This window comes from Citromicrobium sp. JLT1363 (genome assembly GCF_000186705.1).
Classification (GTDB): domain Bacteria; phylum Pseudomonadota; class Alphaproteobacteria; order Sphingomonadales; family Sphingomonadaceae; genus Alteriqipengyuania.
On record NZ_AEUE01000002.1, the window covers coordinates 321,811 to 343,511 of the forward strand.

Consider the following 21,701-nt stretch of genomic DNA (forward strand, 5'->3'; position numbering starts at 1 on the left):
AGAGCAGTCGCCCCGATGTCAAAGCGCGTTTGCATGGATGCGTCCATACCGGCCCGCTGCATGACAGCGCCCGGGCCTGATCCCCGTGATGAAGTGCTCGCTGCCATTGCCGCCCGCGCGGCGGCCAGTGACGGGATGGATGGTGATCTCTCCCATGATATCGCGGCGCTCCACGATGCTGGCTGGCTTGTCTCCTGCCTTCCCTTTACGCACAGGGGGCAGGGCTGGGGTTGCGCGCCGCAGGGCGTGGCTGGGGCATTCGCAGCCTTGCGTGACTTGGGACGGGCTAATCTCTCGGTCGCGCGTTTGTTCGAAGGCCATATGAACGCAGTGAAGCTGGTGGTGCTTTATGGCCGGGAGGATGCGCAGCAACGCCTCGCGCGCAGCGTCCACGCAGGCGAGTTGCTCGGCGTATGGGGTGCGGACGATCCAGACAGCCCGCTGACACTCTTGAACCAACCTGCAGGCATTGTGCTGGGTGGCGCCAAGCGCTTCGCATCGGGGCTCGGCCTCGTTCGCCAGGCAGTGGTGGCGATCAACGGTGAGCAGGGCGCCTTGCTGGCGCTTGCCCCGGCGAACGATCCTTCGCGTTGCGATCCTTCCAGCTGGAACGTCTCGGGAATGCGCGCCACGCGATCCGGGCGTTACGATTTCACCGGGGTCGAGCTTGCAGACGATGCCGTGCTTGGCGAACTGGGGGATTATTCCCGCGAGCCGCATTTCGAGGGCGGGATCTGGCGCTATTGCGCTGCACATTGCGGCGGTGCCGAGGCACTGTTCGCGCATTTCCGCGAAGCCTTGCTGGAGCGCGGCAGGATCGAGGATCCGCACCAGCTCGACCGTATCGCAACTGGCGCTATCGCGCTCGAAACCATGCGGCTGTGGCTGTGGCGAGCAGCAAAAGCGGTAGAGGCGCGCGATGCGAAGCCCGGCACCGCCACCCTCTCGCTACTGGCGCGGCAGGTGACCGAGGACAATTGCCGCACAGTGCTGGCGCTGGTCGAGCGCGGGCTGGGGATGGCAGCGCACGAGGAGGGCACCGCGATCGAGCGGATCCGCCGTGATCTGGGGCTGTTCCTGTGCCAGGCGCAGCCTGATGCCAAGCGCCAGCGTGCCGCGCAGGCTCTGGCCGGGTGCGGGTTACGGGCAGAAGATCTATGAGCGTTCCTGTAATCGCGCAAGGCAGCGTGCTTCGCGCTGCGGAAGGCGGGGCCGCAATCGAACTGGACGAGCTGTCGCCGCCCGGCGGGCTGCTGCTGGTGATGCCGCATCCCGACGACGAGACGCTGGGTTGCGGTCAGGCTCTGGCCGCAGCGGCAGATGCGGGGCGAACGATCGGAGTGGTGCTGGTGACCAATGGCGAAAGTTCGCACCCCTTCTATGATCGCGCCAAACTGGTCGCAATGCGCCGAGCCGAGCTGGAGGAAGCGCTATCGAGCCTCGCCCCGCGACGTCCGGTCGCAATTCGGGCGCTTGGACTGCCCGACGGGCAAAGTCGCCATGGCAATCTCTCAGACGCGGGCCAGGAGGCGCTACTTGCCTTTGCAGATATCATCGATCCGCAGGCGATCTGGACCACCTCGTACATCGATCCGCATTGCGATCACATCACCGCCCATGCGATCGCGCGCGATCTGGCGGAGCATTACCGGGCAACGTTGTGGAGCGCGCCGATCTGGGGCCGCTTTGGCGAGCGACGGCTGCCCGAAACCGAGCTTCGCCTGTTTGAAGCGCCTCCGCTGGCGGAGCGCAAGCGGCTTGCGCTTTCGGCCTATCGCTCGCAATTCACGGACGTCATCGACGACCCGGAGGCCTTTTTGATGCCTGCCCCGCTGCTGGAGCATTTCGCCACGCATCCGGAGATTTTCCACCGTGACTGAGGCACCCAGCGAGCGGCGGGCACGCTTCGACCAGTTGTTTGCCGAAAATCCCGACCCCTGGGACATCGACACCAGCGACTATGAACGCGGTAAGCGGAAGGCTGTGCTCGCCGCACTGGGCAAACGGCGCTTTGCACGGATGCTGGAAGTGGGCTGCGCGGGAGGGGCGCTGACCGAACGCCTGGCGGAACTTGCCAGTTCGATAGTGGCGCTGGATGTCTCGACAAAGGCGATCGAGCTGGCGGCCAGGAGGCTACATCGGTTCAACAGTGTCGAATTCATTGCTGCCGAAGCGCCCGACTATTGGCCGAAGGGGCAGTTCGACGCGGTGATCCTGTCCGAAGTTCTCTATTTTCTCAGCGCCGGGGAAATTCTCCAGGTCTCGCAGCTTGCCCATGAAAGCGTGACCGGGAACGGGCTGTGTCTGCTGGTCAACTGGATCGGCCAAAACGATTTACCGGTCGATGGTGACACAGCGGTCAAACTGTTTCTCGACGCCGCGCCCTGGCAAGTGGCCAAAGCGCGGCGCGAGGAGTTCTACCGGCTCGATCTGCTCGAGCGGACGCCCGGCGACTAGTTCGCCGCAGGCATGTCCATACCCGGCTTGAGCACCACCTTGGTCCAGCTGTCTTGCTCGGTGCGGAAACATTCGTAGCCGCAGGCTGCATCCTCGAGCGGGAGGCGATGCGAGATCAGGAAGGTGGTGTCGAGCGTGCCGTCTTCGATCTTTTCAAGCAGATCCTTGGTGTAGCGCTGAACATGGGTCTGGCCGCTGCGGATCTGGAGACCTTTCTCCATCAGCGCACCCAGCGGGAATTTGTCGGTGATCCCGCCATAGACGCCGGGTATGGAAACGCGGCCACCGGGCCGGACCGCAAGGATCGCCTGCTTTAGCGCACTGGCGCGATCGGCACCCATGCCGACCTTCTGCTTCACGACATCAACGATATTGTCGATCGCGAAACCGTGGCTTTCCATCCCGACGGCATCGATCACCGCGTCGACACCAATCCCGCCTGACATTTCCATCAGCGCTTCGCGGACGTTCGTCTTGCGGAAATCGATGACCTCGGCGCCAAGCTGTTTGGCCAGCGCGAGGCGGTTGGGATAATGATCGATGGCGATCACCTTGCTTGCGCCCATCACGATCGCGGACTGGATTGCGAACAGGCCGACCGGGCCACAGCCCCAGACCGCGACGGTATCGTCGGGCTGGATCTCGGCATTTTCTGCTGCCATCCAGCCGGTGGGCAGGATGTCGGATAGAAACAGCACCTTGTCATCATCAAGATGGTCGGGGATCACGATCGGGCCGACATCGGAATAGGGGACGCGGACATATTCCGCCTGACCGCCCGAATAGCCGCCGGTCATATGTGAGTATCCGAACAGTGCCGCCATGGAATGGCCGTAGAGCTTGGCTGACATATCCTGCTTTTCTGCCGGATTGGAATTCTCGCAGGCCGAGAACTGCTGGATCTGGCAATGGAAGCAGCCGCCGCAACTGATGGTGAAAGGCACCACGACGCGCTGGCCCTTCTCGAGCGTGCTGTCGCTGCCGGTTTCGACCACGCGGCCCATGAATTCATGGCCCAGCACGTCGCCGGGAAGGACGCCGGGGATAACCCCGTCGTATAGGTGGAGGTCGCTGCCGCAGATCGCGGTGGAGGTAACCTCGATGATCGCATCCCGCGAATTGATGATTTCGGGATCGTCGACGGTGTCGACCCGGACGTCGTGCGTCCCGTGCCAGGTAAGGGCTCTCATGTTTCCTTCTCCTGCTGCTTGGCAGCGCGGGTATTTTCCTTGCGGTGGGCGGAGGTAGCGATCTCGCCGGTTTCCATCAGCCCCTTGAAGCGCTTGAGATCGTGGCGCGCCTGCACTTCCGGCTCGCGCTGGAACAGCTTGGCAATGGCACGGCCGAGGTTTCCGGCGGGCGGATCGTAGGACATCACCAGCGAAACGCGGGTGCCGCGATCGCCCGGTGCGTCAGCAAATTCAACGCTGCCGCTCGTCTCGATGTCCGAGCCTTCGACCGAACGCCAGGCGATGCGTTTCCCTTCGACATCCTCGCAGACCTCAGTCTTGATCTCGACTGTCTGTCCGGCGGGAGCCTTGATCACCCAGACGCGGTGGTCGCCCTCATTCCGGATTGTCTCGACGTTCTCCATGAACTTTGGAAGATTGCCGAAATCGCGCCAGAATGCATAGAGCTCGGCGCGCGGCTTGCGGATTGTCACCGTCCGCCCGAGCACCGCATTGTCGCTATCGGTGCTTTTGCGGGTGTAGAAGGGGGCATCGTCATCGCCGCCCTTGCGCCGTTGCGACAGGAAGGCGCCGAAGGCCAGCCCCCCGATCGCGAGGCCGAGGCCGGCAACGGTGCCAGCCAGGCCGAGTTGCTTGTCATTGGTCATGGTCTGTCCTCAATCCTTCTTTACTTCTTCGCGATCCCAAAAGCGCAGCTTTGCGCAGCGACCGATGAAATCCTTGGCGGCATCGGGCTTGGCCAGTTCGACGAAGCCGTCGTCCATCCGCTTTGCCACACCAGCGCCTTCGAGCAGCGCCATTGTCTCGGGGACGTAGGCAATAAACTTGGCGTGGGCGAAGGCGTCATTGACGAAGTCGATGCTGGGCTTGTCCTTGCCGAAATTCTCGGCAGCCTTCTCGCCCATCACCAGCGCCACAGCGTCGTAAACCACCGAGGGGCCGCCATCGATCTTCTGGTCGGCTGCCATCATCTCTCCGTCGGAGAGCTTCGCACCCGCCACGTGCGGGGCGATGATCTCGACCATTGCGCCCGCGCCCTTGGCCGCGTCCTTCAACGCTTTCACCACTGCGGCATCGCCGCCTTCGGCGATAAAGATGCCCAGCTTGCGGCCCTTGAAATTGTCCGGGCCGTTCTTGAGGATGGACAGCGCCGGGCTTTCGGGCAGATCGTCGATCGGCTTGCGCGCGGCGGTGATCTTTTCGGGCAGTTCGGTCAGACCGATGCCGTCGGCAACCAACTTGGCAAGGCCATCGTCGATATGGCGCAGATGGCTCACCATCCGCTTGCGGATGTCCATCCGCTCGACCTTGGAAAGCTCGAACACCAGAGCATTGCCCATATGGTTCTGCTCGATCGCGGTCTGCGAGATGTAGAACTGGCGCGCCTGGCTGTAGTGATCGGCAAAGGTCTCGCTGCGGACCCGAACCTTAGGCCCGGTAACCGGCGCTTCGTAGCTGGTGAAGCCATGCTCGGCACTGGCGCGGGGGCCACGCGGTTCGCGATTGTCGTCCATATCGCCGGACCAGCTGTTGGGTTCGTAATTCACCCGCCCCTTGGGGTTGGTAATAGCCATGTGGCCATCCTGCTGGAAATTGTGGACCGGGCACTTGGGTGCGTTGATAGGGATATGCGTGAAGTTCGGGCCGCCCAGCCGTTTCAGCTGCGTGTCGAGATAAGAGAAATTGCGGCCCTGGAGCAGCGGATCCTCACTGAAGTCCATCCCGGGCACGATGTTCTGCGTGCAGAAGGCAACCTGCTCTGTTTCGGCGAAGAAATTGTCGACATTGGCATCGAGCGTGAGCGTGCCGATGATTTCAACCGGAACCTGTTCCTCGGGAATGATCTTGGTCGCGTCGAGTACGTCGAATTCGAAACTATCGGCGAATTCCTCGTCGAACACCTGGATGCCCAGATCCCACTGCGGGAAGTCGCCTACCTCAATCGAATCCCACATGTCGCGGCGATGGAAGTCGGGGTCCATACCGTTGATCTTCAGCGCCTCGTTCCAGACTACCGATTGCAGACCCTGCTTGGGCTTCCAGTGGAACTTGACGAATTTTGCCTCACCCTTTGCATTGATCATGCGGAAGGTATGCACCCCGAAGCCTTCCATGAAGCGGAAGCTGCGCGGAATGGTGCGATCGGACATGATCCACATTACCATGTGCATGCTTTCCGGGCTCAGGCTGATGAAATCCCAGAAGTTGTCATGTGCGGTCTGTGCCTGGGGAAAGCCGCGATCCGGCGCGGGCTTGGCGGCGTGGATCAGATCGGGGAACTTGATCGCATCCTGGATGAAGAACACCGGGATGTTGTTGCCGACCAGATCCCAATTGCCTTCCTTGGTATAGAACTTCGTCGCGAAGCCGCGGACATCGCGGGCCAGATCGGGCGAGCCCTTGTTGCCGGCCACGGTGGAGAAACGCGTGAAAGTAGGGGTCTTCTCACCGACATTATTGAAGATCGCGGCGTGAGAGTATTCGGGAATCGCCTTCTTCAGCTCGAAAGTGCCGTGAATGCCATAGCCGCGAGCGTGGACGACGCGCTCGGGAATGCGTTCGTGATCGAAGTGGAAGATCTTTTCGCGGCCGATATGATCTTCCAGAAGTTGCGGACCGCGCGGACCGGCGCTGAGCCAGTTCTGGTTATCGGCAACCGGCGCGCCCTGCGCGGTGGTCAGGATATCGTCCTCACCCTTGGGTTTTTGATGGGGGGCACCGCCCTTGGACAGGTTGAGGTCGTCCGACATGCGCATTCTCCGATTGGCTTCCAGTTCGTAAGACAAACGATGAGAGCCAAATTCAGTTGCTGATGAGAAAGAATAATTAAGAATATTAACCATTGTTAATGGAGCGATTGTTCCCTCTGACGCAGTTACGGTGTTCTCGAACCTCTGATCCTGCGTAACTTCGTGCGCCACCGGTTGCATGATCAGAGGTCAGGCGCAGCAAACCCTTTGCGTAATCCCTCATGCCAGAGTCACTGGCGTGCCTACGCGGCCGCGCAGAATTCGATCGCGATGATTGGTAAAGTGGCAGCGATGCGCCGGGGGAGCGGAGCGAGTGGGTGCCTCTTGCTGGGTGACACCCCCTAATACGAGGATCGAGGGCTTTCTCGCCGCGCAGGAGGATATCGAGAGTTTCGACGTTATCTACGCGCCGCAGGGTGTGCTGGCGCTACGGCCTCCGCCCACGAACCCGAAAACCAGACTTCCGATATCCTGGCAGGTGGCCCGCACGGGATAGTTCTTTCTGAGCTGAAATGCGTCGGCTCCATGACCGGCATTTGGAGCTATGTGGCGCTTGGCGGGGATGGTGGTGTGGATCACGCCGTTCACCGAATTCGTCTCGCTTCGGGTCGCCGCCATCCTCATTACGCGCTTCGCAGGACCGGCAATCACCTAAGTTAGCATGCGCTTGAGCGTATCGGTGCTGCTTTCGCTGGCCGCAGGCGCGGTGGGAGCGCTTAACCGGCTCGATCCTGATAACTGGTAAATTACCGGCTCGGCGACCGGGATGCTGGTCGCCGCTGCGCTTGCCCTTCCGGCGGGCACGATCGGTAGAAAGTTCGGGATCGGGCAAATGGGTATCGTGTTTTCCAGCCTGTTGGCGTTGGCAATTCAGATCGTAAGAATCAACATTTCACGGATCGTTATCTCTCGGCTCTACGGTGTGACCAACAGGCGAGGGCATTCGCGTCCTGACGGGCCCACGATTCCGGACTCACACGAATCGGCGGCAAGCGTCAGGACCGCAGCAGAAACATCGGAATGACCAAAATGAAAGTATAACCTTCTGTCGACATTTTTCGTAACGAACGGCAGCTTTCGAGAAGAGGTGGAGACCATCCTCATGACCGGAATCGGGGCGCAAAGCTGCTGTCGGAACGGTCCTGACCGAACGACCGGTTTCGGGCATTATTCGATGTGGCCGGAGTGACCGAGATTAGGGCGCATTGCCGACCGGCGGAAATGGGGCCGACAGCTGTCTGTCCGCTCTTCGGCTCATGAATGCAGATAGCGGACACCGGAGTGCCTAGCATTGCGCGATGCCAAACGCTTGGTATCTAGCTCTCGCCGGCAGCTTTTCGTTTTTACGCGGAACGTCCCGCCCTACAAACTCGAGCGCCCCGTCGCCTTCCTCAGAACCTTCCAGAATGCCCGGCTTGGGCTATCAACCCTTCGTCGCAGTCCGCTGCTAGGCAAGCTTCCAGCGTTGCATGCTCGATGTTGAAACGAGAGGAGACGTGCTGTCGCACCGTTCGCTTCAGGTCTTCGAACCGTTCGAGTGACGGGCTGGATGGCACGATATGCACTTCGAGAGCACGGCGGTGCTCCCCCAGGTTCCAGACGTGAAGGTGATGGATGCTTTCGACGCCGTCGATCGCCTCGAGTTCGTCCATGATTTCTCGCAGTTCGACGTCGTCGGGCACCGCACCCATCAGCAGGCGGACCGTGCGCGGCATCAACGATAGCCCCTGCCAGATCACATAGGCGGCGATGATGACGGTGATGACCAGATCGGCCACGTAGAGATCGTATAGCAGGATCAGGATCCCGGCGACGATCACCCCGACGGAGGCCATGGCATCCGACACATTGTGCAGGAACGCCGCCTTCATGTTGATGCTGTCCTTGGCGCCGCGGTGGGTAATGAAAGCGGTCACCAGATCGATCACCAATGCCACGCCCGCAACGGCGATCACCGTCCATCCTTCGATGGGTTGCGGATCGGCGAAGCGGTTGATCGCTTCCACGAGCAGATAGAAGCCGATGATGAGCAGCGTTGTCAGGTTGATGAGCGCAGCGACGACCTCGCCCTGCGCATAACCGAACGTCATCCGTCTGTCGGCGGGACGCCTGCCGATCCTACGGGCGAACCACGCGAGGCCGAGCGACGCGGCGTCACTGAAGTTGTGAAGGGCGTCGGCAATGAGAGCGAGCGAACCCGAGACTATCCCGCCGACGATCTGGGCGAGCGTGAGCAGGACGTTGATCGCGACCGCGAAGATCAGCTGGCGATCGCTCAGGTTCTCCTCGCCGTGGTTGTGGCCACCATGCCCACCATGTGTGTGATGATTGCTCATGTCCGGAACTGATCCCCCTTCCGATGCTCGCTCCCTTCCTCGTCATGGATGTCCATGTGGGCATCGCGCAGGATCTGGATGCCGCCATAAAGGGCAATGCATGCCACAGCGACGCCTACGACCAGGTCGGGCCAATTAGCGCCGGTGAGCATCACGACGATGCCCGCGATGATGATCCCGCCATTGGCAATAAAATCATTGAAGCTGAAGGTCGTCGCTGCGCGCATGCTGACATCCTTGTCCTCCGTCCGCTGGAGCATCCGCAGGCAGATCAGATTCACCACGGCTGCGACTGCCGCCATCGCGAGCATCATGAATCCACCTGGCTCCGAGCCTTCCACGAACCGACGCACGGCATCGGCAATGACACCTGCCCCGAATACCAGGAGCATGACCCCGGAGAACCGCGCCGCACCACGCTGCCAGATGCGCGAGCGGACCAGCGCGAGCAGGCTAAGCGCATAGACTAACGCGTCGGACGAGTTGTCGAGCCCGTTCGCCAGGAGCGCGTTCGAGTCCGCGAAGTAGCCGACGACGAAGAACCCGATCGCGATCGCGACGTTCAGCCAGAGGACGATCCACAGCGTCCGGCGCTTCCCGGCCGAACCGAGATCGATATCATGGTCGCCACTCATGCCGTGTCCTCCCCGGATCGGGCCCAGTTCTCGGCAACCTGGTGCTGGGAGCGCTCGAAGAACTTCATTTCGGCGCGGATGAAAGGATCGGAGAGCCTGGTGCCCCATTCCTCCCATTTAGCATCGCCGACGATGGCGATCCTGCCGAAGCTGTCCTGGTGACGCGCGTCGAACTTGAGATCGCGCCATAGTCCGGCGAGATCCCAACCTGCAAAATCGGAAGCAAGTTCGATCACCATCGGCAGCTTGCCGGGCTTTCGCCCGACAAGCTGCTCGAACCGAGGAACGAAGGCCTCGTAATCCGAGCTTTCGAGTTGGCCGCTGGCGCGTATGTGCAGCAGCCCGTTCTCTTCATCTATCTTCAACTCCGTATTCTCCGTTCCCGGAACATCATGCGATGTCCGTCAGCTCGCGCTGCTCCTCGCTGGTCACGTTCCGGCGCAGGCGATCCCACCATTTCTCTCGCCAGCTGCGCTCATCATCCGATCGATTGAGCACGAGCCGTGCAATAGCCGGCAGCACGAACAGCGTGAGCGCGGTCGCGGTGATCAATCCGCCGATTACCACCGTAGCCAACGGACGCTGCACTTCCGCGCCAGTGCCGGTTGCAAGGGCCATAGGCACGAAGCCGAGCGAGGCCACCAACGCTGTCATCAGCACCGGTCGCAACCTCGCCAATGCGCCATCGGAGATCGCCTCATCGAGAGGCATTCCGTTATCGAGGCGCTGGCGTATCGCGGTCATCATCACAAGGCCGTTCAATACCGCGACGCCCGATAAGGCGATGAAGCCTACTGCGGCGGACACCGAGAATGGCATCCCCCGTAAGGCAAGCGCGAAGACCCCGCCTGCCAGCGCCATCGGAATCGCGCTGAACACCGCGAATGCCGGAACCCAGCCACCCAGCGCCATGAACAGGAGCAGCAACACCAGCGCGAAGCAGACCGGAACGACGAGGGCGAGCCTTGCCTGCGCGGCCTGGAGGTTCTGGTATTGCCCGCCCCATTCGATGAAGGAGGCAGCCGGCAGTTCGACGCTTTCGGAGACGCCTGCCCGGGCCTCCTCGACGAACGACCCGAGATCGCGTTCGCGCACGTTCGCCGACACGATCACCAATCGGCGACCCTGCTCCCGGCGAACCTCGGCGAGACCATCTACCACTTGGAAATCCGCCAGCGTGCGAAGCGGGACCGTGACCCCGCTTTCGAGGACTATGGGCAGAGCGCCGAGCTGATCGAAATCGTCCCGGGTCGCATCGGCAAGCCGCACGACGACATCGAACCGGCGGTCACCCTCGAACACCAGCCCGGCGGGGCGGCCGCCCAGCGCGATGGCCACGGACTGCGCGACCTCCTCCACGGTCAGACCATAGCGGGCGATCGTCGGTCGATCGAAGGCGATGTCGAGCGTGGGGAAGCCGGTGACCTGCTGGACCTTGACGTCGGCAGCACCCTCGACGCCGCGAAGCACCCCGGCCACTTCTCCGGCTGACCGGGTCAGCGCCGTGAGGTCGTCTCCGTAGAGCTTGACCGCTACGTCGCCGCGAACACCCGCGATCAGCTCGTTGAAGCGCAGTTCGATGGGTTGGCTGAACTCGTAGAGGTTGCCGACCAGACCGCTGAGCGATTCCTCCATCTCGGCGACGAGTTCGTCCTTCGACAGGTCGGGATCGGGCCACTCTTCGCGCGGCTTCAGGATGACGTAGGCATCGGACGCGTTCGGCGGCATCGGATCGCTCGCGACCTCGGCCGTGCCGGTGCGCGAGAAAACTAGTTCTACTTGTGGGAAAGCCTCGAGCTTGTCCTCCACCTGTCTCTGCATGGCGAGCGAGCGTTCGAGCGAGGTCGACGGTATCCGCAGCGACTGAACCGCGATGTCCCGCTCGTCGAGCTGCGGCGTGAACTCGCTGCCGAGAAAGGCAAACATCAAAGCTGCTACGGCAAACATCCCGGCACCCGCCCCGATCACCGGCCATGGGCGTGCGATGGCACGGCGCAGGGCCGGGCCATAGCGTTCCTTCGCGATCCGGACCGGCTTGACCTCCTTCTCGGTCAGCTTGCGATTGAGGAGCACCGCGATCATCGCCGGCACGAAGGTCAGCGACAGCACGAAGGCGGAGGCGAGCGCCAGCATGACCGTGATGGCCATGGGCGAGAACGTCTTGCCCTCGACACCAGTGAAGGTGAGAAGCGGCGCATAGACCAAGAGGATGATCGCCTGGCCGTAGACGGTCGGCCTGATCATCTCCTGTGCCGCCAGCCGCGTCTCGGTCAGCCGCTCGCCGAGGCTGAGCAGTCTGCCTTCGTGGTGCTGCCTCGCAGCGAGCCGCGCGACGCTGTTCTCGACGATGATGACTGCGCCATCGACGATTAGCCCGAAGTCCAGTGCCCCGAGGCTCATCAGATTGCCCGAGACTCCAAGCCTGTTCATTCCCACGGCGGCCATCAGCATGGATACCGGAATGACCAGGGCGGCGATGATCGCTGCCCGGATATTGCCGAGCATCAGGAACAGGACTGCGATAACCAGCAGCGCGCCCTCGACGAGGTTTTTCTCGACCGTCGCGATGGTCGCATCGACGAGCGACGAGCGGTTGTAGACGATCTCGGCGACCACTCCGGCAGGAAGCGAGGCGCGAACTTCTTCCAGTCGCTCGGCCGAGGCGGCAGCCACGGTGCGGCTGTTCTCGCCGCTGCGCATAAGGACCGTGCCCACGACCGCCTCCTCGCCATTGAGCGAGGCAGCACCGGTTCTGAGGTCGCCGCCGATGCGAACCGAGGCGACATCTCCGATCCGGATAGGAACGCCCTCGCGGGTCGCGACCACTGCCTGTTCGATGTCCTGTGTGCCCCCAAGCCGCGCATCGACGCGGACGAGCAGAGCCTCTCCTGCACGATCGACGAAGTTTGCGCCTTCGGCGAGGTTCGCCGCTTCCAGAGCATCGATCAGGGAGTCGAACGACAGACCGTAGCCGGTAAGACGGGCAGGATCGGGCTGGACGAGGAACTGCTTCTCGTAGCCACCGATCGAGTCCACGCCCGCCACCCCGTCGATGGAGCGCATGAGCGGAGCCACCACCCAGTCCTGCACCGTGCGAAGATAGGCTGCCTTGGCGACTTCGGTACCGAGGCGCTCGCCGCGTTCGGTGATGAAGCTCCCGTCCGCCTGCCAGCCGGTTCGACCACCCTTGGGCGCATCGCGACCTCCCGGATACTCGTATTCGATCGTATACATGAGCACTTCGCCCAGGCCGGTCGAGATCGGTCCCATGGTGGGCTCCGCTCCCTCCGGCAGCGACGCACCGATCGGGGCCAGCCGTTCGTTCACCTGCTGGCGCGCAAAGTAGATGTCGGTGCCTTCTTCGAAGATCGCGGTGACCTGGCTGAAGCCGTTACGCGAGATCGAGCGGGTCATCTCCAGCCCTTCGATCCCGGCAAGCCCGGTCTCGATGGGGAAGGTCACCTGCGTCTCCACCTGCGAGGGAGAGAGCGCAGACGCGCTGGTGTTGATCTGCACCTGCGTGTTGGTGATGTCCGGCACCGCATCGATGGGAAGGCGCAAAAGGTTCATGGCGCCGTAGATCGCTGCGAAGACGGTGAGGACGATGACCGCCCAGCGGAACCGCACGGCGATGTCGAGGATGGCCCCGATCAAACCGTGGCGATGGCTGTCCGAACCGGAGCGGCGTCCCACGTCGGGCGCGGGTCCTGTCTCAGTGACCATGTTCGGCGCCCTCCTTCCCGAGTTCGGCCTTGAGCAGGAAGGCATTGGCGACAGCGATCCGCCATCCCTCCTGAAGACCGGAAAGGATCGTCACTTGACCTGCGGATCTTGTTCCGAGCTCAACATCGCGAGCCTGGAAGCCGGTCTTCGTCCGGACGAAAACCACGTCGCGTCCTTCGACCACCTGGATAGCGTCTTCCGGCACTGCAATGCGGTCGCGGTCGATTTCGCCCGAAGGCCTGATCCGTGCCTGAAGGAAGGCACCCGGCTGAAGCCCCGGAACGCCACGTGATAACGACAGGACCGCAGTCGCACTGCGGCTTTCCGGATCGAGCGACGGCGTGACTGAACGCACCCGGGCTCCGATCTCGCGGCCATCGCCGACGACCACCACGGCCTCGTCACCAGGTTGGATGCGAGAGGCTTCGGCGGAAGGCAGCGCCACCTCGATCTGGAGCCCGTTGGGATCGACCACGCGATAGAGTTCCTCGCCGGCATTTACGAAGGCACCCAGCACTATCGGTGCCGCGGTGATCCTGCCAGCCAGGGGAGAGGGGACTGCCAGCGAACGCCCGTCGCCGCTGACCCCAGCTGCCGCTACCGCGGCCTGCGCCCGCTGCAATTCCGAGCGGGCTACGCTGAGATTGGCCTGCGCGCCTTCCAGATCCTGGCGGGCCGTGACATTCTCCTCGAACAAACGCCGTTCGCGTTCGTAGGCGGAGGACAGCTCGGTCACCCGGGCCCGTGCCGTGCTGAGTTGCGAGGCAAGCGCGGCGGCATCCGCGCTCTCGATGCGCGCTACGGTCTCGCCGCGTGCAACGTAGTCGCCCAGCGTCTTGCCCACCGAGCGGACGACACCCGAAGCGCGGGCGTCGATGCGGGCGGTGGAAGTGGGGTTCGCCGCGACAGTCGCCGGAAAGACAAGCTCGACAGCGGCTCCAGACCGGACGGAGGCCAGCTGTATCCCGGCCTCGCTAATCTGCTCTTCGCTAAGCGTGATCACCCCTTCAGGTGTCTCGGTCGCAGCTTCTTCCTGCGCATGGTCATCTTCACCTGCATGGTCGTCGACTTCGGAGGTTGGCCCGAATATCAGCGCCATAGCGCCGATTGCGATCACGATACCGACGAGGATCGCCAGCTTTCTGCGTGTCATTGATATATCCTTCACTGTGCGGCCAGCCCGATCAGTTCGGCTGCGGCCAGGCCCCTCTGCTCGCGGGCGGCGATGAGCGCCTCGCGGATCGTGTCGCGTGCCTCTGCGGCCGCGAGAACTTCGATCAGGGGAAAACGTCCGTTGCGATATCCAATGCGAACGAGGCGCAGTGCCTCCTCCGCCTGCGGGAGCGATGTCTGCGAAAGGGTCTCGACGCGCGCTTCGGCACCAAGATACCTGGCCCGGGCCGTGGCGACCGCCTGCTCGTAATCCGCGAGGGCCACGGCTTCGCGAGCGTTCGCTGCACGCAGCCGAGCTTCGGCAGCAGCGATGTTGCCCTGGTTCCGATCGCGAAAAGGAAGCGGGATCGAAACGCCAACGACGAACGCATTATCGCCGTTTTCTTCGAAGCGCCGCACGCCTGCGGAGACCGTGGGATCGGGAATACGCAGGCTCCGCTGCCGCTCGATCTCCGCCGCTGCAGCGGTGCTCTCGGCTCGCGCGACCCTATAGGTGAGGCTTTCCGCTGCTTGGGTCAAAAGGGAAGCGGGCGGAAGGATAACCGGAAATTGCGCCGAGACGAATGGCGCTTCCCTGCCGGCCCATAGAGCAGCGAGCGCAGTCCGAGCCGACAGGCTCTCCGCCTCCGCCTCAACCAGGCGCGCGCGCGCTTCGGCAAGGGCCGCATCCGCCCTCAGTGCGCGCAAAGGCGGCTCGCGGCCGACCTCCACAAGGACACCGGCAATTCTGGCAAGCTCTTCATTTCGCGCGACCACGTCCTGCGCGAGTTCGACCCGGGCGGCTGCGGCAGCAGCTGCGAAATATCGCTCGCGCACCAGCTGTCCCAGTTCGACCGTGGTAAGGTCGGCCCTGAGAGATGCCAGTTCGGCCTGGGACTCGGCCGCTCCGATCCGCGCAGATCGCTTGCCGCCGAGTTCGAGACGCTGGCCGACGGAGAGCGTATATTCGGTAGACTGGAGACCCGAGAATGCCCCGCTGCCAGCGACGTTCTCGACCTCGAAGGACACTTCGGGATTAGGCCGGAGACGGGCTTGATCGACAAGCGCGACCGCCGCGTCTGTTTCAGCGCGGGGCCCCACGAGGCGGGGGTTGGTGGTGGCGGTATCGGCCTCAGCGGCGACCCCGCTGAGTTCAAGGGCGTCGTCGAGCGTGACGACACGCGGGTCCTGCGCGGTGGCCGGTCCCGTGGACAGGGCGAGCATCAGCACCCAGACGGGGGCTGCTCGCCACGATATAGCGAACATGGATGGGTATTCCTCTGCTGACGTTCAGTTCGGCATCGGAAAACAGGTCCGACGCGCGGCGAACGTCAGCCGCGAGGAGGGGGCGGTGCCAGTTCGGTCAAATTGGACGCAAAAGAGGGCTGGTCGCCAGCGCGCAGGGCACCCATGACCGAGCCAAAGGCAAAGACGTCAGACGACCGCCCGACAGCCTGCGAAGCATGATGGCAATGGCCATGCGCACAGGCGCCGTGCTTCTCCGGGCCACGGTCATCATCACCGGGCTCGTCGTGCTGCTCGAGCTGAGATGCTACCGGAGGCTCTCCCGCGCATTCGGCCGCTTCCGCCACCGGAGCCCACAGCACACCGAATGCAGTGCACAGCGTGATCAGCTGAAGCAAGAGGGAGCGGGCGAAAAGCCGGGTCATCGCGTGTCCGGTAGCAGCGGAGGCTCGGCTGCGAAAGAACTATCTCGCCAGGTGGCATGTGATTTCATAACAATACTATTGATTTACGCATCGGTGTTCTTCGGCGTGAGATCATCACCACACGGCGATTGACCAAGCACACGCCTGATTTCCGGCTCTATTTCCATCCGGGCGAATGCGCTTACATTCGAACGACCACTGTTTCCGGTTGGAAGTCTTCCGGTGATGTTGCCGATGGGGGCAAGAGAAAGTCGGAATATCTGACCGTGAACTTCGCGCCAGTCACGCGTCCTCCACGCAACCTTCAGCATACGCAAATGCGAGGCGCAGTGCGGTCCCAAGCGATCTTGGGCAACCACGTGGGCCCGCTCGAGATGGAGCCACGCTTCCTCGAAATTCTGCTCGTCCGAAGCCTTCGCTGCGCGTCGGTATTCTTCTGCTAGGAATGCATCCCTGCTGGGGATAGCGCCGCTATCCATGACCCAGTTCCTGACGCGCCTGCCCGAACACCTTCATGCTGCCCCAGAGGGCTAGTGCGGCCATGATCGAGGCGACCAGCAGGTCGGGCCACGCTTGGCCCGTTCCGAATACCCCGAGGGCGGCGCCGAGAACCGCAATGTTTCCGATCGCATCGTTGCGCGAGCAGATCCATACCGACCGCATGTTCGCATCGCCATCTCGGAACCGAAAGAGCATGAGCGCGACGATCACGTTCGTCGCCAGAGCCAGCGTGCCGACCATTCCCATCGTTGCCGGCTCCGGATCGGCACCCGCCATCAATCCATAGATGGCATAGCCGAGCACCCAGATACCGAAGGCGAGCATGGTCGCTGCCTTTACCAAGGCAGCTCTGGCCCGCCATGCGAGCGCCATCCCGGCAACGCCAAGACTGATCGCGTAGTTCGCGGCATCGCCGAAGAAATCAAGCGCATCGGCCTGGAGCGAACGGGAATCAGCAGCGACACCGGCCACCATCTCCACCACGAACATGGCTGCATTAGCGATGAGTGCGATCCACAAAATACGGCGCCAGCGCGGATCGATATGCGCGGCGGTGTCAGGCTCCGGTGTCTGGCAGCAGGAGTTCGCCATGCCACTCTCCTTGCAACGTTCGAGTCGCAAGAACATATGCACCTTGTAGCAACTACAAGGTCAAGCGATGCGTATCGGAGAACTGGCGAAAGCCACCGGCACAAAGGCGGAGACGATCCGCTATTATGAACGCGAAGGCATATTGCCGACTGCGGATCGAACTGACAGCAATTACCGCGACTATTCGGACAATCACTTGGCAGCGCTTACATTCGTTCGCCGCGCGCGCCAGCTTGGCTTCAGCATGGCGCAGGTGCGCGAACTTCTCGCGCTCTCCAACCATGAGGACAACCCGTGTCAGGATATTGATCGACTGGTTCAGCTGCAGCTGACCGAGGTTGAGCGCAAGATCGCCGATCTAATGGCGCTACGAGACGAGCTGGGACAGATGTTACGGTCCTGCCAGGCGGATAAGATCGGTGAGTGCCAAATCATCGGCAGCCTAGGGCGCCAAAGCGTCATGTGAGACCTTGATGACCGTCTGCTTATGGGTGACGCAGAGAAGCAATGGAATGGCCGACATGAGGGCGCGAAGCTGACAAATTGCTCACCTTCGATCCTACGTTGCTCTAGAGCCACCGCATCACTTTTGTGGATCGTGGGGTGTCAATTGCGCTCTAATCTCAATCGGATGTGCGCTACCGGCTGAACCAGACTGTCAGTCAGTCGAAGTGAGCGCAGTCCACGCGGCCATCCATGCTCGTCCTTAATCGATGCCATTAGTTTGCTTTCCGATCACCAGCCTCGAATCATATTGCATCGGTGTGCATTCGACGCTCCAAAGGTCCGGATGGACATCCTGGACAATATAAGTGCGCTCTTCGGCGACGACTTGCAGATCGAGCTCGCCACAGCGCAATGGGTCAAAATTGCTGCTCCCTCATTTTCAATCCATGCTTTCGCCGCACTAGAAAAACAGCTTGGTGAGCTCGAAAGTTTCGAGTTCATTTTCACTGGGCCGTCATTCATGACTGATCACGAGGCTGGAAAGTATCACCATCGCGAATTCATCATTCCGCCCGTCATGAACCACCGCGACCTGGCGGGAACCCCGTTCGAGATCCGATTGCGCAATAAAATGACGACGCGGGCTTTGGCGCGGGATTGCGCTGATTGGATACGGAAGAAAGCCAAGTTCAAATCCAATCCAGGAAACCCAATTCCATCATTCCTTTGCATCGGCGGCAGCAGTCAGGCGTTGTATACCGGGCTTCATGGTTTCACGGCGGCAGACCTCGGATACCAGCCCGGCAACCTCACCATGATCAACAAGGTCACTGACGCCAGCGCGGTCACCCGGTACGACCAGCTTTTCGGTGAGTTATGGCAGGAGCCCAACCACTTGAAAGATGTAACCCAAGCGCTCTGCCGGCAGCTCGAGCAGGTCTACGCCGAGAATTCTCCCGCCCGCATTTATCACCTCATGTTGTCGATTATCTTTCGGACGTTTCTTGAGGACATCAACGAAGACCTTTTGCCGAACGATCGGACGGGGTTCCGTAGGACGAAAGTCTGGAACACACTCTACAAGTTCCAGCAGGATGCAGCGCTCGGCCTGATCAACAAGCTCGAGACCTTCAACGGGTGTATCCTGGCCGACAGTGTGGGTTTGGGCAAAACCTTCACCGCGCTTGCCGTGATCAAATACTACGAGTTGCGCAACAAGTCGGTCCTGGTCCTTTGTCCGAAGAAGCTCGCCGACAACTGGCATACCTACAACAAGAACCTGACGACCAACATTCTCTCCGAGGACCGGCTGAATTACGACGTGCTCGCTCACACCGATCTGTTACGAACCAGCGGGCATTCGATGGGAATGCCGCTCGATCAGGTGAACTGGGGAAATTACGACCTCATCGTCATCGACGAGTCCCACAATTTCCGGAACGACGATGCGACATTGGCGCAAGGTGAGGCGGAGACGCGGTACCGGGCATTGTTGAACAAGGTCATTCGAGCGGGCGTGCAGACGAAGGTGCTGATGCTGTCAGCCACGCCAGTGAACAACCGATTTGCTGACCTGAAAAATCAGCTTGCTCTCGCTTACGAAGGTGACAGCGAGGCTTTTGCCGACAAGCTCGGCACCAACCAGACGATCGATGAAATCTTTCGGAAAGCGCAGCGGACATTTAATGAATGGGAGGAGCTTTCGCTTGAGAAGCGAACGCCGCAAGCCATTCTGGATCGACTGGACTTCGCTTTCTTTGACCTGCTCGACAGGGTCACGATTGCGCGGTCGCGGCGGCATATCACGACCTATTACGATACCGAGGAAATCGGCGGCTTTCCCGAACGGCTCAAGCCGGCGTCGTTCCGGCCTGCGCTAACCGACAGGCCGGGAGTTCCGACCTTCAACGACATCTACGACGAGCTCACCAAGCTCAACCTCGCGGTTTATGCGCCGCTGACTTATGTGCAGCCGAGCCGGAGGGGCAAGTACTCACAATACGACACCACCACCGATACCAACGTCCTCAAGGGCACCGACCGCGAGAGCTCGATCAAGGCGCTGATGCGGGTCAATCTGCTCAAACGGCTGGAGAGCTCAGTTCAGGCTTTCCGCCTCACCCTGTCTCGCCTCTCCGCCACGCATCACGCGACATTGAAGGCCATCGCTCAGTTCGAGCGCGGGGGCGGCCCTGGCTTCGCCTATGAGATAGAGCATTCGGACGACGAAGACGACGTGCCAACCGAGCTCGAGCGCGGCCAGGTTCGCGTCGCACTCGAGGACATGGACCTTGTTTCCTACCGCCACGAACTTGAGGGCGATGTCGCGCTCATCGATGGACTACTAGCCGAGATGGAGCGGGTCGAGCCAGAGCATGACGAGAAACTGCAGCACCTGATCGACTTCATCAAGCGCAAGAACGAGGAACCGATCAACGAGGGCAATGGCAAGCTGCTGATCTTCACTGCCTTCGCTGACACCGCCGAATATCTCTACGACCAGATCGCTGGCCTGGTCGCTGAGAACGACGGTCGCCATTCGGCCATCGTCACCGGCTCGGGCGGACCGAAGACGACGCTGGGCCACGGTTTCGACTTCAACGCCATCCTCACCCTATTCTCCCCCGTCTCGAAGAAGAAGGCGCAGATCGAGCGGCTTAAAAAGGAAACCCGTGAAATCGACATCATGATCGCCACAGACTGCATTTCCGAGGGCCAGAACCTGCAGGACTGCGACATGGTGGTGAATTACGACATCCACTGGAACCCGGTCCGTATCATCCAGCGATTTGGCCGCGTGGATCGGATCGGCAGCAAGAATGCACGTATCCAGCTCGTCAGCTATTGGCCGGATATCGAGCTCGACGACTACATCAATCTCAAGGACCGGGTCGAAGGGCGCATGGTCATTGCCGACCTGACCGCGACGGGCGACGACAATCCACTTGCCGCGCGCGAGAACGATGTCGAATATCGCCGCGAACAACTTCGCCGAATGCAGGAGGAGGTCGTCGATCTCGAAGACCTGCGGCAGGGCGTCGGCATTACCGACCTTGGCCTCAACGATTTCCGCATGGATCTGGTCAGCTGGGTGCGCGAAAATGGCAGTCTCGACGATGCGCCGCTCGGCATGCACGCCCTCGTTCCGGCTGGTCCCAAGCTGCCCCCCGGCGTCATCTTCTGCCTGAGGAATCTCGATGCCGAGGCGGAGCTGAAACAGCACAACCGGCTCCACCCCTTTTACCTCGTCTATGTGAATGAGAACGGCAAGGCCGTCGTACGGCACACCGATCCCAAGCACGCGCTCGACATGCTCCGTGCCGCGGCGCGCAACCGGACCGAGCCCGATCCCGCGCTCTACGAGCCCTTCAATCGGGAGACCGAGGATGGGCGGCGGATGGAGAAATATTCCGACCTGCTTTCGGACGCGATCCGTTCGATGATCGAGGAGAAACAGGGACGCGACATCGACAGCCTGTTCGCCAGCGGGCCGACCACGGCGTTGATCGGCGAAGTCGCCGGGATCGATGACTTCGAGCTGGTCGCTTTCCTTGTGGTGCGCGAAACCACTGCATGAGCACGCTTTTCGCCTGGCCTGCTGCGGCAAAGGTGGAGAGCCGCATTCCGCGTGACCGGCTGTTCCGGCAGGCGGGTGGGGGCAAGGCGATCCGCGCGCTCTATGACGCGCAGGTCGAACGGATCGACTGGGCGTTCAAACTGTTCGAGCGTAGCGTAAACCTGCCGCCAGGGGGCGGTGTCGACGAGATCGAGGTGTTTCGCCTTACGCTGCGCAGCGACCGGATCGATGACCGCGTTCTCGCTCATATCGACAAGGCCATTCCGCATCCGATCCTGTTCGAGCTGGTTCGTTATGCGCCCGACGAAGACGAGCTGATGCTCGCCGCCGCATATAAGCGGCGCAGCGAGGGGGACAAGGCGCAGGCGGTCACCCTGGAGCATTGGCATGGAGCTTGGGTCGCCAACACACAGGCCCGCGCACCATTGCCGCAGGCGGCGAGCCTGGAGGGGCTCTATGCAGGGCTGCTTCGCTCCCTCTGGCCGCATGGCCCCCTCGAGGCCGAGAGCCTGCGCGCGCAGGCGCAACGCTTGAGCCGGATCGCCGCACAGGGCAAAGCTGTCGAGCGGCTGCAATTGAAGTTGCGCCGCGAGGGGGACTTTGCCCGCAAAACCGAGATCAATCGTGAATTGCGCGCGGCCCAGACTGCGCTGAGAGAACTGACCGAATAGT

The 21,701-nt window shown here is 61.7% G+C and carries 19 protein-coding genes; 6 read left to right on the plus strand and 13 right to left on the minus strand.

Annotated elements, in window-relative coordinates:
• Positions 1-18: 18 nt before the first annotated feature.
• On the minus strand, positions 19-213 hold the full coding sequence (locus ADAD_RS17180) for a hypothetical protein (RefSeq protein WP_237700735.1): 195 nt from the start codon (positions 211-213) through the stop codon (positions 19-21).
• Between the two features lie 108 nt (positions 214-321).
• On the opposite strand from ADAD_RS17180, the gene ADAD_RS0104050 reads away from it, so the two are divergent.
• From ADAD_RS0104050 to ADAD_RS15490, 3 genes are read left to right on the plus strand one after another with little or no spacing between them, the layout of a single operon-like run.
• On the plus strand, positions 322-1,161 hold the full coding sequence (locus ADAD_RS0104050) for an acyl-CoA dehydrogenase (RefSeq protein ID WP_237700736.1): 840 nt from the start codon (positions 322-324) through the stop codon (positions 1,159-1,161).
• The gene (locus tag ADAD_RS16290; RefSeq protein ID WP_010409994.1) at positions 1,158-1,880 is read left to right on the plus strand and encodes a PIG-L deacetylase family protein; all 723 of its coding nucleotides are present in this window, start codon (positions 1,158-1,160) and stop codon (positions 1,878-1,880) included. Before ADAD_RS0104050 ends, ADAD_RS16290 begins: the two co-directional genes overlap by 4 nt.
• Positions 1,873-2,457 (plus strand): SAM-dependent methyltransferase, encoded by a 585-nt coding sequence (locus ADAD_RS15490; RefSeq protein ID WP_010409996.1) that lies wholly within the window; start codon positions 1,873-1,875, stop codon positions 2,455-2,457. The genes ADAD_RS16290 and ADAD_RS15490 overlap by 8 nt, the downstream gene beginning before the upstream one ends.
• Here ADAD_RS15490 and ADAD_RS0104065 read toward each other — a convergent pair.
• The 12 genes from ADAD_RS0104065 to ADAD_RS0104120 all read right to left on the minus strand — a co-directional run bounded on the left by ADAD_RS0104065 (position 2,454) and on the right by ADAD_RS0104120 (position 17,005).
• Positions 2,454-3,647 carry a zinc-dependent alcohol dehydrogenase gene (locus tag ADAD_RS0104065; protein ID WP_010409998.1) on the minus strand — a complete coding sequence of 398 codons (1,194 nt, stop codon included), beginning with the start codon at positions 3,645-3,647 and terminating at the stop codon, positions 2,454-2,456. The two genes, ADAD_RS15490 and ADAD_RS0104065, sit on opposite strands and share 4 nt — an antisense overlap.
• Positions 3,644-4,294, minus strand: coding sequence for an SRPBCC family protein (locus ADAD_RS0104070; RefSeq protein ID WP_010410000.1), 651 nt, complete (start codon positions 4,292-4,294; stop codon positions 3,644-3,646). Before ADAD_RS0104070 ends, ADAD_RS0104065 begins: the two co-directional genes overlap by 4 nt.
• Positions 4,295-4,303: 9 nt before the next feature.
• Positions 4,304-6,397: a catalase gene (locus ADAD_RS0104075; RefSeq protein WP_010410004.1), complete on the minus strand. Its 2,094-nt coding sequence runs from the start codon at positions 6,395-6,397 to the stop codon at positions 4,304-4,306.
• Between the two features lie 1,391 nt (positions 6,398-7,788).
• Positions 7,789-8,733 carry a cation diffusion facilitator family transporter gene (locus ADAD_RS0104085; protein ID WP_010410010.1) on the minus strand — a complete coding sequence of 315 codons (945 nt, stop codon included), beginning with the start codon at positions 8,731-8,733 and terminating at the stop codon, positions 7,789-7,791.
• Positions 8,730-9,368 (minus strand): cation diffusion facilitator family transporter, encoded by a 639-nt coding sequence (locus tag ADAD_RS0104090; protein ID WP_010410012.1) that lies wholly within the window; start codon positions 9,366-9,368, stop codon positions 8,730-8,732. Before ADAD_RS0104090 ends, ADAD_RS0104085 begins: the two co-directional genes overlap by 4 nt.
• Positions 9,365-9,733, minus strand: a complete 369-nt coding sequence (locus ADAD_RS0104095; protein WP_010410015.1) for an STAS/SEC14 domain-containing protein — start codon at positions 9,731-9,733, stop codon at positions 9,365-9,367. Before ADAD_RS0104095 ends, ADAD_RS0104090 begins: the two co-directional genes overlap by 4 nt.
• Before the next feature lie 25 nt (positions 9,734-9,758).
• Complete coding sequence (locus tag ADAD_RS0104100; protein ID WP_010410018.1) at positions 9,759-13,022, minus strand: efflux RND transporter permease subunit; 3,264 nt, start codon at positions 13,020-13,022, stop codon at positions 9,759-9,761.
• A gap of 58 nt (positions 13,023-13,080) precedes the next feature.
• The gene (locus tag ADAD_RS0104105) at positions 13,081-14,244 is read right to left on the minus strand and encodes an efflux RND transporter periplasmic adaptor subunit (protein ID WP_010410020.1); all 1,164 of its coding nucleotides are present in this window, start codon (positions 14,242-14,244) and stop codon (positions 13,081-13,083) included.
• Between the two features lie 11 nt (positions 14,245-14,255).
• The gene (locus ADAD_RS0104110; RefSeq protein WP_033193149.1) at positions 14,256-15,509 is read right to left on the minus strand and encodes a TolC family protein; all 1,254 of its coding nucleotides are present in this window, start codon (positions 15,507-15,509) and stop codon (positions 14,256-14,258) included.
• A 65-nt stretch (positions 15,510-15,574) separates the two neighbouring features.
• Complete coding sequence (locus tag ADAD_RS15495) at positions 15,575-15,913, minus strand: hypothetical protein (protein ID WP_050803687.1); 339 nt, start codon at positions 15,911-15,913, stop codon at positions 15,575-15,577.
• An 83-nt stretch (positions 15,914-15,996) separates the two neighbouring features.
• Positions 15,997-16,392: a DUF3703 domain-containing protein gene (locus ADAD_RS16570; RefSeq protein ID WP_010410025.1), complete on the minus strand. Its 396-nt coding sequence runs from the start codon at positions 16,390-16,392 to the stop codon at positions 15,997-15,999.
• On the minus strand, positions 16,385-17,005 hold the full coding sequence (locus ADAD_RS0104120; protein ID WP_010410028.1) for a cation transporter: 621 nt from the start codon (positions 17,003-17,005) through the stop codon (positions 16,385-16,387). Before ADAD_RS0104120 ends, ADAD_RS16570 begins: the two co-directional genes overlap by 8 nt.
• 67 nt (positions 17,006-17,072) lie before the next feature.
• Between ADAD_RS0104120 and ADAD_RS0104125 the strand changes: the two genes are divergently transcribed.
• The 3 genes from ADAD_RS0104125 to ADAD_RS0104135 all read left to right on the plus strand — a co-directional run bounded on the left by ADAD_RS0104125 (position 17,073) and on the right by ADAD_RS0104135 (position 21,700).
• Positions 17,073-17,471, plus strand: coding sequence for a MerR family transcriptional regulator (locus tag ADAD_RS0104125; protein ID WP_010410031.1), 399 nt, complete (start codon positions 17,073-17,075; stop codon positions 17,469-17,471).
• Between the two features lie 324 nt (positions 17,472-17,795).
• Positions 17,796-21,029, plus strand: coding sequence for a helicase-related protein (locus ADAD_RS0104130; protein WP_029139898.1), 3,234 nt, complete (start codon positions 17,796-17,798; stop codon positions 21,027-21,029).
• Entirely contained in the window at positions 21,026-21,700 is a 675-nt protein-coding gene (locus tag ADAD_RS0104135) for a DUF4391 domain-containing protein (protein WP_010410041.1), read from the plus strand. Before ADAD_RS0104130 ends, ADAD_RS0104135 begins: the two co-directional genes overlap by 4 nt.
• Position 21,701: the final 1 nt, after the last annotated feature.

What these genes read in the sequence shown, in the direction of transcription:
- ADAD_RS0104050 (WP_237700736.1), top strand. Translation starts at nt 322, where the DNA reads ATGAACGCAGTGAAGCTGGTGGTGCTTTATGGCCGGGAGGATGCGCAG.
- ADAD_RS16290 (WP_010409994.1), top strand. Translation starts at nt 1,158, where the DNA reads ATGAGCGTTCCTGTAATCGCGCAAGGCAGCGTGCTTCGCGCTGCGGAA.
- ADAD_RS0104065 (WP_010409998.1), bottom strand. Translation starts at nt 3,647, where the DNA reads ATGAGAGCCCTTACCTGGCACGGGACGCACGACGTCCGGGTCGACACC.
- ADAD_RS0104070 (WP_010410000.1), bottom strand. Translation starts at nt 4,294, where the DNA reads ATGACCAATGACAAGCAACTCGGCCTGGCTGGCACCGTTGCCGGCCTC.
- ADAD_RS0104075 (WP_010410004.1), bottom strand. Translation starts at nt 6,397, where the DNA reads ATGTCGGACGACCTCAACCTGTCCAAGGGCGGTGCCCCCCATCAAAAA.
- ADAD_RS0104085 (WP_010410010.1), bottom strand. Translation starts at nt 8,733, where the DNA reads ATGAGCAATCATCACACACATGGTGGGCATGGTGGCCACAACCACGGC.
- ADAD_RS0104090 (WP_010410012.1), bottom strand. Translation starts at nt 9,368, where the DNA reads ATGAGTGGCGACCATGATATCGATCTCGGTTCGGCCGGGAAGCGCCGG.
- ADAD_RS0104105 (WP_010410020.1), bottom strand. Translation starts at nt 14,244, where the DNA reads ATGACACGCAGAAAGCTGGCGATCCTCGTCGGTATCGTGATCGCAATC.
- ADAD_RS0104110 (WP_033193149.1), bottom strand. Translation starts at nt 15,509, where the DNA reads ATGTTCGCTATATCGTGGCGAGCAGCCCCCGTCTGGGTGCTGATGCTC.
- ADAD_RS15495 (WP_050803687.1), bottom strand. Translation starts at nt 15,913, where the DNA reads ATGACCCGGCTTTTCGCCCGCTCCCTCTTGCTTCAGCTGATCACGCTG.
- ADAD_RS16570 (WP_010410025.1), bottom strand. Translation starts at nt 16,392, where the DNA reads ATGGATAGCGGCGCTATCCCCAGCAGGGATGCATTCCTAGCAGAAGAA.
- ADAD_RS0104120 (WP_010410028.1), bottom strand. Translation starts at nt 17,005, where the DNA reads ATGGCGAACTCCTGCTGCCAGACACCGGAGCCTGACACCGCCGCGCAT.
- ADAD_RS0104125 (WP_010410031.1), top strand. Translation starts at nt 17,073, where the DNA reads ATGCGTATCGGAGAACTGGCGAAAGCCACCGGCACAAAGGCGGAGACG.
- ADAD_RS0104130 (WP_029139898.1), top strand. Translation starts at nt 17,796, where the DNA reads ATGGACATCCTGGACAATATAAGTGCGCTCTTCGGCGACGACTTGCAG.
- ADAD_RS0104135 (WP_010410041.1), top strand. Translation starts at nt 21,026, where the DNA reads ATGAGCACGCTTTTCGCCTGGCCTGCTGCGGCAAAGGTGGAGAGCCGC.